10 protein-coding genes are annotated in these 11,810 nt (G+C 60.9%); 7 read left to right on the top strand and 3 right to left on the bottom strand.

Going from position 1 to position 11,810, the window contains the following annotated elements; translation table 11 throughout:
- Positions 1–41: 41 nt before the first annotated feature.
- The 4 genes from pyrF (at position 42) to LPW29_RS07510 (ending at position 4,152) form a co-directional block, all read left to right on the top strand.
- The gene (gene pyrF / locus LPW29_RS07525) at positions 42–761 is read left to right on the top strand and encodes an orotidine-5'-phosphate decarboxylase (RefSeq protein ID WP_238627506.1); all 720 of its coding nucleotides are present in this window, start codon (positions 42–44) and stop codon (positions 759–761) included.
- Between the two features lie 100 nt (positions 762–861).
- Positions 862–1,152, top strand: a complete 291-nt coding sequence (locus tag LPW29_RS07520) for a ComEA family DNA-binding protein (protein ID WP_238627505.1) — start codon at positions 862–864, stop codon at positions 1,150–1,152.
- 118 nt (positions 1,153–1,270) lie between these two features.
- The gene (galU, locus tag LPW29_RS07515) at positions 1,271–2,164 is read left to right on the top strand and encodes a UTP--glucose-1-phosphate uridylyltransferase GalU (RefSeq protein ID WP_238627504.1); all 894 of its coding nucleotides are present in this window, start codon (positions 1,271–1,273) and stop codon (positions 2,162–2,164) included.
- Between the two features lie 89 nt (positions 2,165–2,253).
- The gene (locus tag LPW29_RS07510) at positions 2,254–4,152 is read left to right on the top strand and encodes a hypothetical protein (RefSeq protein ID WP_238627503.1); all 1,899 of its coding nucleotides are present in this window, start codon (positions 2,254–2,256) and stop codon (positions 4,150–4,152) included.
- Between the two features lie 157 nt (positions 4,153–4,309).
- Here LPW29_RS07510 and LPW29_RS07505 read toward each other — a convergent pair whose 3' ends face one another.
- A complete protein-coding gene (locus LPW29_RS07505) occupies positions 4,310–6,229 on the bottom strand; it encodes a polysaccharide biosynthesis protein (protein ID WP_238627502.1) in 1,920 nt (639 codons plus the stop codon).
- 126 nt (positions 6,230–6,355) lie between these two features.
- Entirely contained in the window at positions 6,356–6,859 is a 504-nt protein-coding gene (rfaH, locus tag LPW29_RS07500; RefSeq protein WP_090250423.1) for a transcription/translation regulatory transformer protein RfaH, read from the bottom strand.
- A gap of 148 nt (positions 6,860–7,007) precedes the next feature.
- On the opposite strand from rfaH, the gene LPW29_RS07495 reads away from it, so the two are divergent.
- Together LPW29_RS07495 and LPW29_RS07490 are read left to right on the top strand one after the other, a co-directional pair.
- Positions 7,008–8,576: an ATP-binding protein gene (locus LPW29_RS07495; RefSeq protein WP_238627501.1), complete on the top strand. Its 1,569-nt coding sequence runs from the start codon at positions 7,008–7,010 to the stop codon at positions 8,574–8,576.
- A gap of 130 nt (positions 8,577–8,706) precedes the next feature.
- Positions 8,707–10,269 (top strand): ATP-binding protein, encoded by a 1,563-nt coding sequence (locus LPW29_RS07490; RefSeq protein ID WP_238627500.1) that lies wholly within the window; start codon positions 8,707–8,709, stop codon positions 10,267–10,269.
- Between the two features lie 256 nt (positions 10,270–10,525).
- Here LPW29_RS07490 and LPW29_RS07485 read toward each other — a convergent pair whose 3' ends face one another.
- Positions 10,526–10,924 carry a S24 family peptidase gene (locus LPW29_RS07485; RefSeq protein WP_238627499.1) on the bottom strand — a complete coding sequence of 133 codons (399 nt, stop codon included), beginning with the start codon at positions 10,922–10,924 and terminating at the stop codon, positions 10,526–10,528.
- 434 nt (positions 10,925–11,358) lie between these two features.
- Between LPW29_RS07485 and LPW29_RS07480 the strand changes: the two genes are divergently transcribed.
- Positions 11,359–11,810 (top strand): hypothetical protein (locus tag LPW29_RS07480; protein WP_238627498.1); only part of this gene is annotated, 452 nt, incomplete at its 3' end.

Raw genomic sequence — 11,810 nt, 5'->3', positions numbered from 1 at the left:
GCGCCCACAACTTATCCCTTAACTGAGCCCACGCTACCGCCATGCTGACTGAAAATACGGATCCTCGCATCATCATCGCCCTGGACTTTCCCGACGCGGATTCAGCGCTGTCTTTCGTGAAACCACTGGATCCTGCATTGTGCCGTCTCAAGGTGGGCTTCGAGTTGTTTGTGGCAGCGGGTCCTGCGCTGGTGGAGGCCTTGCAGGCCCGAGGTTTTCAGGTATTTCTGGATCTTAAATTTCACGATATTCCCAATACCGTGGCGAGCGCCTGTCGCGCGGCCGCGGCCCTGGGTGTGTGGATGATCAACGTCCATGCCGGTGGGGGGCAACGCATGATGGAGGCGGCACGCGAGGCTCTCGAAGGCAGTGTGGACCGGCCTTTGCTGATTGCCGTGACGGTACTCACCTCCATGGATGACGCGGAGTTGGGAGCCTGTGGTGTGGGTCGCGGGGTGGATGCTCAGGCACGCTTCCTGGCCCGGTTGACTCAGGAAAGCGGCCTGGATGGTGTGGTGTGTTCTGCCCGTGAGGCCGCCGCGCTGCGAGAGGATCTGGGCGCGGCATTTCTCAAGGTGACGCCGGGAATTCGCCCCCGCGGTAGCGAGGCCGGTGATCAAAGGCGCATCGTGACTCCGGCGGATGCCCTGCGTGATGGAGCTACGCACCTGGTCATTGGTCGTCCGATTACCCGGGCACAGGACCCGGCCACCGTGCTTGCGGACATCCATGGGGAGTTGGCAGCGGTCATGGAGGCTTGAAGAACTCGTCAACTCGGGTAAGATAGCTTGGGTGAGTCACAGGATGGCAGGACAGACTGGCTCACCTCAAACCATGGATATGCCAAGGAGGCAATTGGTCATGAAGAAGCATCTCTCCGTTTTTATCCTGTTTTTTCTTTGCACGTTCACCGCGGGCGGTCTGCACGCGGGCGGCACCGTGGACATCAATCGGGCGGACGTCCAGGCCTTGTCAGAAGCGTTGCAGGGCGTGGGTCCAGCCAAGGCACGGGCCATCGTGGAGCATCGTGAAGCGCATGGCCCTTTCCGGTCGGTGCATGAACTGACGCAGGTGCCCGGCATCGGTGCTCGGACTGTGGAGATCAATCTGGGCGCCATCACCCTGGACGAAGATGTGACCGTTTCACAATAATCCCCGGAACCCGTCTCCCAATGAAAAGGACCCAGGGGCAGCATCGCTGCCCCTTGTCTTTTTGTGGGGCAGTCACGCATGCTTCGACTACCACTCAACTGGACGCTGAAGACTCATTATGCACAAGAAGATACGCAAGGCTGTCTTTCCCGTGGCAGGCATGGGAACGCGTTTCCTTCCGGCCACGAAGGCCAATCCAAAGGAAATGTTGCCGGTGGTGGATAAGCCGTTGATCCAGTACGCCGCCGAGGAGGCCGTTGCGGCCGGGATTGATGTGCTCGTGTTCGTTACCGGCCGTAACAAGCGCTCCATCCCCGATCATTTCGATAAGGCTTATGAGCTGGAAACGGAATTGGAGGAGCGCGGCAAGGAGAAGATGCTGGAGATCGTCCGCAACATCCTGCCACCGAATGTCACCTGTGTGTACATTCGTCAGGCTGAGGCCCTGGGTCTGGGGCATGCGGTGGGCTGCGCCCGTCCCGTGGTGGGGGATGAACCCTTTGCCGTGATCCTGGCCGATGACCTGATCGATGGGGAGGGGGGAGGATCTGCCCTCAGGCAGATGGTGGACGTCTACGAGGAGTATGGCTGCAGCATCCTGGGTGTGGAAGATGTTCCTGAGGACGAGACTCACAAGTATGGCGTGGTGAGCCCGGAGCGGGTGTCCGATCGCCTCTGGGATGTGAAGGCCATCGTGGAGAAGCCGTCCCCGGCCGATGCCCCCTCGAACATGGCGGTGGTGGGTCGTTACATTCTTACGCCCCGCATTTTCGATTTGATCGAAAACACTGGCAAAGGGGCGGGGGGCGAGATCCAGTTGACGGATGCCATCTCCGATCTGCTGAGTGAGCAACGCGTGCTGGCACAGCGCTTCAAGGGCACCCGCTATGACTGCGGCAGCAAGCTGGGCTATCTCCAGGCCACGGTGGAATATGCCCTCAAACACCCGGATTTGGCCGACGACTTCCGTGGCTATCTGCAAAATGACGTGTGCAAGCGTCTCCTGGGCTGACGTTTCACCGACAGGGCCGTGTCCCGTCTCAAGCCGTTGCACCGTCAGTCCAAGGACACTTCCCATGAGCGCCATCGGGCAATCCTGACGTGAACTGGAGTCAGTTCAGTCGATTCCGCCGTCCTCGACAGCAGGACGGCGTCTCCCTGGGGCGGGCCGGTAATGAGAAGGTGGAGCGCGTGACGCGCGCCGTCCGGCGCGTGCGTGTCTCCCGTAACCTGCTGAAAATCGTCTGGACTGCTGGCCCAGTGACAGGACTGGGCCTCTACGGGGGGTACTACATCGGCTACGGCCATGCGCCCTCCACTCAGCTGTTGACCTATTTTGTGAGCTTCACCGTCCTCTCGGGCCTGATTGGTCTGCTGGCTACCATTGTTTACGACAGCACCCACGGGGTGACCAAGGAGCAGGCCCGGGCGGATGTGCTGGAAACCATCGACATCCTCGGCGATCTCATCCTCGCCGTGCTGGATCTCTCCATGGAAGGCTTCGAGCCGGATGTGCTCCGACGCGAGGCAGCCGTTCATCTGTTGCAGCGGGTGGATCTGTCACCGGATGGGGTGGCCTTTGCCTGTGAGGAGCTGACTGGTGACCAGGCATTGGGCCAGTGTCTGGCGCATATCGACCATCTGCGTCGGGCGGGTCTGTACAGTCGCATCCGCGACCTGCATCGGGAGCAAGGGGAGCGTTTCGACAAGGCCTTGTCAGACTTGCAGCCGGTGGCCCCCATCGCCGCTTCCATTCTGCGCGAGCGTTACATGGGCGGGGCACCCAAACTGCAGCAGGGCACACCCAGGGATGAGTTTTTCCTGGGAAGGGTGATGGCGGCCATTGAAGAGGACAATCCTCTGTTGATGACGGCGACCGATGTGGAATCCATGCTCGTGTTGGCCTTTGAACTGATCAATGGCCGAGAGATTCCCATGCTGCTGTTCAGTTACAGTGGCAAATGGCGCCTGGCAGGGGCGCTGGACCGACTCGAGGAACAGCGCAGCCGCTATCGCATTGCCCAGGCGGCGGGCGGTAATCGCATCCGCGCGTTGGCCTCCTGGCTGGTGGAAGTGGAAGCGCTGCCCTACGAGGAGGTGCCCGAAGGGCTGTCAACGCCGGTTCTGGTGGAGCGTGTCCTCAAGGCGCTGGATGGCATCACACGAGACCTGGCTGACCTCAGCGCCCGGGCCGACAATCTCCCCAATGGTGTGACCTTGGGTGATGTGCGGCGGCAAGGTGACATCCTCGCCAACGCTGTACGGTTGTACCGCATGGCTCACGAGGCCTTCAAGGATATTGGCCGTGTGCACGCGGAATTTCTCAAGGCGGCAGAGGAATGGGAGCGGATCGTGGCACGCTCTGGCGAGGAATCCGGTCAACTGCGCCTGGGACCGGGCAGCAAGGGGCTGCGCATTGTCGAGAAGGTGATCAGCCTGGACGAGGATGCCCGGGAGGCATTTTGCAGCCACATCGTCAATTATCTGCATGGTGAACACTTGGAGAAACGGGGACGGCGTTTCTTCACGCGTCATGAGGGCCGCCGTCGCGCACTGACATTGGAGGGGGGACGTCAATTGGCTGTGGAAGTGGCCCTGGCACTGGAGCCGCATGTGCAGCTCTCCCGTGCCGAGGTGCAGCGAGGCGTGGGTGCCACCAATGCCAGTTACCTGGGGGGATTGGAGCCGGGGATGAGTGCACAGGAGAAACGCGCCCTGGGTGAAGCCATGGCCCAGGATGTGGAACAGGACATGAGCCAGGCCGCAGAACGGCTGGCCCTGGCCTTGGTAAAGCACTACCGGGTTCAACTCACGGAGGACGCCCGTGAGTTTCTTACGGAGACCTATGGGGCGCGGGAGCAGGTACTGAGCATGATCTCTCAGAGCAATGCCGAGGAAATGCCCCGTATGAATCTGCTGAGCCAGCGCCCGCCGGTGGTGCCGGCGCCCCGACGCAGTTGGTACCGCGCCTTGGCTCGGGCCCGCCGCATCCTGCCATGATCAAGGGAGTGAGCGGCGGTCTCCCGCCTGTTCTGGCACGTGCCGGTACAGGCGTGCCAGCGAGGGCCTCATCGTGCATGCATCCCAGTATAAACCTCCCGAAACACCGGCAGGTGGCTTCGAGGGAGAACGCTCCAACTTGGTGTTCATCTGTGGCTCAACTTCCTGCCACCTTCAGGGGACGCCGTTCCTCCAGCACCTCAACCAGCTTGCCCTCGGGTTGAGGTGGCGTTGAAGGCCCCGCGTATTCAGGTACCAGTCGCCCCAGTCGCTCGCGAACCTCGGCCTCGTCCTGGCGCTGACAGGCCGTGCGCAGGTGGGCCAGGTGATCCTCCAGCCACGGGCCCTGGATGCAACGTGTCTGGGCGCGCATGATCTTGGCGTGCCCGGTCCCAACCAGGTTCTCATCACAGTGGAAGAGTTCTTCGAAGAGCTTCTCGCCCGGTCGCAGGCCCACGTACTGGATCTCGATATCCTCGTCCGGCTCCTTGTCGTACAGGCGAATCATCTCTCGGGCCAGATCATCGATCTTCACCGGGTCGCCCATGTCCAGCACGAACACCTCGCCACCTTCCCCCATGGCCGCCGCCTGCAGGATCAGGCTGACCGCCTCGGGGATGGTCATGAAAAACCGGGTGATGTCCGGGTGCGTGACCGTGACGGGCCCGCCCGCCTCGATTTGCTTGCGGAACAGGGGCACCACCGAACCGGCCGAGCCCAGCACATTGCCAAAACGGGTGACGATGAAGGCCGTCTTCGAGCGATCATGCAGGGCCTGGCAGCACATCTCCGCCGCCCGCTTGGTGGCCCCCATCACATTGGTGGGGTTCACCGCCTTGTCGGTGGACACCAGCAGGAACTTCTCGGCCTCGAACTCCGAGGCCAGGCCGGCCACGGTGGCGGTTCCCAACAGGTTGGTACTCAGGCCCTCCACCGGGTTGTGTTCCACCAGGGGCACATGCTTGTAGGCCGCCGCATGCAGCACCACCTGAGGCCGAAAACGGCGGAAGATGTCGCGCATCCGCCCCTCGTGGCGTACATCCCCGATCAGTGTATGCAGCCGATCCGCCGGGATGAGCCGCTGGATCTCCTGATCCACCGTGTACAGGTTGAACTCGGCGTGATCCACCATGATCACCTGGGCCGGTGCGTAATGGCACACCTGCCGGCACAACTCCGAACCGATGGACCCGCCGGCCCCGGTGACCAGCACCCGCTTGCCATCCACAAACTGGCGGATGATGCTGTCATCCAGGCTGATGGAGTCGCGTCCCAGTAGGTCCTCGATACGGATGTCCCGGAGCTGGGCTACGCTGGAGACCCCCTCGGCAATCTCGCTCACCGAGGGCAGGGTGCCGCAGCGCACCTGTTGGTCATGGCAGGTATCGGCCACCTGGCGCATCACCTGGCCCGGCGCCGAGGGCATGGCCAGCAGTACCACGTCCACCTTGAGCCGTGAGACGGTGGCTGCCAGCTGCGTCAAAGGCCCCAGGATGCGCACACCGTGTAGTTCCCGGCCCCATTTCTCGGGGGCATCATCCAGCAGCCCCACGGGTGAATAATGGTCATCCTTGAGCAGGTCCCGCACGAGCATGTCCCCGGCGCGGCCGGCACCGATCACCAGGGCGCGCTGACCGTCCTCGCGAGCCAGCTTCAGGTTGTGGTCCTTGAGCCAGCGATACAGCAGACGCGGCCCGGTCAGGCCCATGGTGAGGAAGATGGGAAACAGCACGATCGCCGTGCGCGGCACACCCTCCACGCGCAGGAAAAAGACCAGGGCGGCAACCCCCATGGCCCCGGCGGATACCGCCTTGAGGATGCGCATCAGATCGGGCACCGAGGCAAAGCGCCAGATGCCCCGATACAGGCCAAAGGCCCAGAAGGCCACCGCCTGCACCCCGACGGCCAACGGCGCCAGGGTGAGAAAGCCTTCGTAATCCGGCGGCGTCATCAACCGGAAGTTGGCATGAGCCCAGTAGGCCAGCAATAAAGCCACCGGAATCCAGGCAAGATCGTGCGCAAACGCCCCCCAACGCTTGAACGAATGCCTCCATAGCTGTCCCGATTCAACCTGCATGAACACTCCCTTTGATGCCCCTGTGCAAACGTCCTGAGTTTAACCTAATCCTGGGTACGAAAAAGGGGACGGATTTATTTTCCCGCCGCCAAAAGCGGCGGGAAAATAAATCCGTCCCCTTTTTCGCTACGCCTGGGTGATGGCGCCTTCCGGCACGGTGGTGCGCACCGACTGCTGCATGATGTTGAGCAAGACGATAACCCGATCCTGGCCACTATGGGACTGGAACAGGGCCTCATGGCCAGCGAAGGGGCCATCAACGATGCGGATGGCCTGATTGCGTTGATAGCGGCTGGCGCCGGTGAGATCCACCCAGCCGTGGTCCTTGTCCTCGCGCTGGTGGAGATCTTGAATGATCTCGTCAGGCAAGGGGGTGGGGTAGGTGCCAAAACGCACCAGATCCAGCACACCTCGGGTGGAGCGGATGGGGCTCCAGTCACCCTGGGTGGCGTCCAGGTGGATGAACAAATAACCCGGGAACAGTGACTCGATACGATGAGTCACACTGTTACCCCGCCGGCGTCGCATGCGGGCGAGGGGGCGATAGACCTCATATTCCTGATTGCCGAGCTGCATCTCGGCCCGCTCGTCCTCACGGGGTTTGCAACGGACGACGTACCACTGCTGCATGTAACGACCTGAAGTCTGCCTTGACGGGTGCGGACCCGATCATACCGAACAAAAGCCACCATGATAAACTCCCCGCTGCGTTACCTCTCTTCATTTCCTTTGCCGTGATAAACCTGCACCGGCAGGACGTTTCACTCTGGAGGCCAGCATGGCTACCGATCAGCGCCTGAGGCTCCCGGTGGGAATTCAGACCTTCTCCGAGATCCGCGACGGGGGCTACTACTACGTCGACAAGACGCCGGTGATCGAACGCCTGATCCAGCAGAACAAATACTACTTCCTCTCCCGCCCCCGACGTTTCGGCAAAAGCCTGCTGCTGGACACCCTGCGCTGCCTGTTCGAAGGCCGCAAGGCTCTGTTCGAAGGGCTCTACATCCATGATAAATGGGACTGGCAGACCACCCATCCGGTGATCCGCCTGAGCTTTGGCAGCGGCGTGATGCAAAGCCGCGCCGAGCTCGATGTCCGCATTCGTTACCAGCTTGACTCCACTCGCCAGGCGCTGGGCTTGCCCCCGCCTGCGGACACGGACATCGCAGGCGAGTTCACCGATCTGATCAAGGCGGCACACCGCCAGCACGGGCAAAGACCCGTCATCCTCATCGATGAGTACGACAAGCCGATCCTGGACAACCTCCGGGACCCGGAACGCGCCCGCGAGCTGCGCGAGGGCCTCAAAAACCTCTACAGCGTCATGAAAGATGCAGACCCGCATTTGCACTTTGTCATGCTCACCGGTGTTTCAAAGTTCAGCAAGGTCAGCCTGTTCTCTGGGCTGAACAATCTCAACGACATTACCCTGGATGCCCCGTATAGCACGATCTGTGGCTATACCGATGCGGACATCGACACCGTGTTCGCCCCGGAGCTTGCCGGGCTTGACCGTGACGCCATCCGTCAGTGGTATAACGGCTACCGTTGGGGTGGGCGAGGCATCACCCCCGTGTACAACCCCTTCGATGTACTGCTGCTGTTTCAAAAGCGCCAGTTCGGCCCCTACTGGTTCGAATCCGCAACCCCCACGTTTCTTGTGGATCTGCTCAAAGAGCGCGGCGTCTTCACTCCCGCACTCACCGCCTGGCACAGCCGCCCGGCACTGCTTAGCCGTTTTGATGTGGACGATATCTCCACTGATGCCCTGTTGTTTCAGACGGGCTACCTCACCCTGAAGAATATCCACGAAGAAGTCCCCAACCGACCGCTCTACGAACTGGGCCTGCCCAACCAGGAGGTGGAGACGAGCCTCAACGAAGCCTTGCTACCGGTGCTGGGCGTCAGTCACGCCATCTTCGATGAGTTGGTCATCCGGTTGCCGCGCTTGCTCAAAGCCACTGACATGGCAGGCCTTGAGGCCCACATGAAGGCCCTCTACGCCGGCCTGCCCCACGACTGGTATCGCAACAACCCCATTGCCCAATACGAAGGCCACTACGCCAGCGTCTTCTACAGCCACTTCGCCGCCCTTGGGGTCCAGGTCACGGTGGAAGACTCAAGCCACCACGGCAAGGTGGACATGACTGTCGACTTCGGCGGCCACCTCTACCTGTTCGAATTCAAGGTGGTGGAACAACTCCCCGAGGGCAAGGCGCTGGAGCAGATCAAGGCCAAGGGCTATGCCGACAAGTACCGAGCCTCCGGCAAGCCCATCCACCTGATCGGCGTGGAGTTCTCCAGCAAGCAGCGCCAGATCGTGGCATTCGACGTGGAAACAACGTGAGCCCCCAAAAGGCCCGCTCCCACAGAGGCCAGCCCCCCCCCACAAAAGGCCCGCTCCCACACAAGCGCAGAACCGCCAGGGGCCATGATAGACTGCGACCGGCACAAGACTTGTCCCTGGAGGGCCAGGCATGGCTGACCAACAGCGTCTCAGACTCCCCATCGGCATTCAGACCTTCTCCGAGATCCGCGAGGGAGGGTACTACTACGTGGACAAGACGCCGATCATTGAGCGCCTGATCCAGCAGAACAAATACTACTTCCTCTCCCGTCCCCGACGTTTCGGCAAAAGCCTGCTGCTGGACACCCTGCGCTGCCTGTTCGAGGGCCGTCAGTCACTCTTCGAGGGGCTGTACATTCATGATAAATGGGACTGGCAGACCACATACCCGGTCATCCGCTTGAGCTTTGGCAGCGGGGTGATGCGCAGCCGCGCCGAGCTGGACGAGCGAATTCGCCATCAGTTGCGCAAGCATCGCGAGCGTTTCAAGCTGGCAGCCACACCCCAAACGGATATTCCCGGTGAATTCTCGGACCTGCTGGAACTCACTCATCAGGAAACCGGCAAGCCGGTCGTGCTGCTGATCGACGAGTACGACAAGCCCATCCTGGACAACATTCTGGAACCAGAGCGTGCCCGGGAACTGCGCGAGGGGCTCAAGAACCTCTACAGCGTGCTCAAGGACGCGGACCCGCACCTGCATCTGGTGCTGATCACCGGCGTGTCCAAGTTCAGCAAGGTCAGCCTGTTCTCGGGGCTGAACAACCTGCGCGATATCACGCTGCTGCCTGAGTATTCAACGATCTGCGGCTATACCGATGAGGATATCGACAACGTATTCGCCCCGGAGTTGCCCGGCCTGGACCGCGACGCGATCCGCACCTGGTACAACGGCTACCGCTGGGGTGGCCCCGAGGTCACATCGGTCTACAACCCCTTCGATGCGCTGCTACTGCTCCAGAATCGCGAGTTCGGCCCTTACTGGTTCGAGAGCGCCACGCCCACCTTCCTGGTCGACGTCCTCAAGCAACGTGGCGTCTTCACCCCTTCACTGGAGCAGTGGGAGACGGAATATGAATTACTCAGCCAGTTCGATGTGGACAACATCAGCACCGACGCGCTGCTTTTCCAGGCCGGCTACCTGACCATCAAGCAGATCAAGGAGCCCATGCTGGGCTACCGCCAGTACACTCTGGGCTTTCCCAACCACGAGGTGGAAACCAGCCTGAACCATGCGCTGCTCCCTTCACTGGGCGTCGAGAACGGCCCACGTGAACGCCGCACCCTGTTCAAGCACTTGCAGCGTCACGACCTGGCGGGCCTGGAAGCCCACCTCAAGGCCCTCTACGCCGGCCTGCCCCACGACTGGTATCGCAACAACCCCATTGCCCAGTACGAAAGCCACTATGCCAGCGTCTTCTACAGCCACTTCGCCGCCCTTGGGGTCCAGGTCACGGTGGAAGACTCAAGCCACCACGGCAAGGTGGACATGGCGGTGGACTTCAGCGGGCACATCTACCTGTTCGAATTCAAAGTGGTGGAACAGTTGCCTGAGGGCAGGGCGCTTGAGCAGATCAAAGCCAAAGGCTATGCCGACAAGTACCGAGCCTCCGGCAAGCCCATCCACCTGATCGGCGTGGAGTTTTCCCGCGAACAGCGACAGATCGTGGCATTCGATGTGGAAACAACCTGAGCCCCCGTGGGAGCCGGCCTGCCGGCGAAAAACGGCGGGCACAATCCAACCGGGGAAAAGGTGTCCGTCCCCTTAATGGTCGATACCGCCTCTACACGCTGGGATTCCCCAACCTTGAAGTGGAGAGCAGCCTCAATGACCTGCTGCTTCCCGTCCTCGGGATAGGCCACAGCGAGGCGCAGACCCACCAGCTTGGCCTGATGGACACTCTAAGGGTGTGTCCAGTTGCATGATCCGCAAGAACACCGCTCTTACCTCATAGGCCATGCCCAACCCAGATCACTCTGCCCAGAATTCGTGTCTGCGCCGTGTACTGAAAGTCCTGACGGTTCATCTCGAAGGGCTCATAGGCCGAGTGGTCGGATGTCAGCCGTAATTTTTGGCCAGGCAGGTTTTGCAACCGCTTGAGCAGGACAACCCCTTCCAGGCAGATGAGGTATACGCCATCCTCCGGCGGCCAGGCGTTTCGTCGGTCTACCAACATGATGTCCCCGTCACATAAGGTGGGGTGCATGCCATCCCCCTCCACCTCCACGCATAGCGCATCCTGCTCGCACAAGCCCCATTGAGCCATCACCCATTGCCGCGAAAACGCCAGTCGAGGTGACCCCAACTCGCAATCGTCGCACCCCTGGAGGGCGCTCAAGCTGCCCATGCGATGTATCGGTATGCGCAGTAAGCTGCCTTCCTCTCCAGGCCCGCGGTAGCTTCCTGCGTATTCATGGACGTGATTTGCAGGCAGATCAGACGGGGGCGCCATGGGGTCTCCCCAACCGGTGAGCAGCCAGTGACCATTAACGCCAGCTTCGACCGCTATCGCCTCCAAGCGCGATGCCTTTGGCTCGGCTGTGCCCGCCAGGTAGGTTTCCAGCGTGCGACGCGGGATGCCGGCGCCTCGCGCTAGTCGGCTCCCGCTTCCCACCAGTTTGGCGCAATATTTAAGGCGCTCACTTAGCGTAAGCATGAGGCATTGACTTGCAATGTGGCAGGTTCGAGAAGGGGTTTCCCCGGGGGAATCGCATCATGTTGCCAATGACACCTGGTGGATGCTATAAAATGCGCAGTAAATTGCTATATGGGTGATGGGCAATGGGTATTTTTCTCGGACTCAGGATATTCCCAGACCGGATTCACGCGGATGACTGGAGCGACTTTTACGGCGATTCACTCCGATTGCTGCGCGCCTTCCCTGAGCCCCTGATCAGCCCAAGCCGACGAATCATCCAGGGGTTTGAGTGCACCAGTTACTCCTGTCAGATCGAGAGGGATCTGGACGACCCACAATCACGCCACTGGCACGTCTCGGGCTCGATGCGGGACGTCAGTGTCGCGGAAGCAATCAAGGACCAACAGTACCTGACCACGGCCGAATCCTTCCTGATGTTCGAAGCCCTGCAAAGTTACAGAACTCGGCGTGAAGATTCAAAAGCGGTTGAAATCGTCGATGCTGCCGATTACGAGACCAGTGAGGCAGCATCCTGCGAAGTCTTTTTTGCCAAGACGCAGGGACTTGCCTTTCACCTTCCTTTGCTGTCGGTTGC

This window comes from Ectothiorhodospira sp. 9100, from assembly GCF_022227565.1.
In the GTDB taxonomy this organism is placed as follows: domain Bacteria; phylum Pseudomonadota; class Gammaproteobacteria; order Ectothiorhodospirales; family Ectothiorhodospiraceae; genus Ectothiorhodospira; species Ectothiorhodospira marina.
Note: the sequence above shows the minus strand (reverse complement) of the source record. Positions and strands in the feature narration are given on the sequence as shown.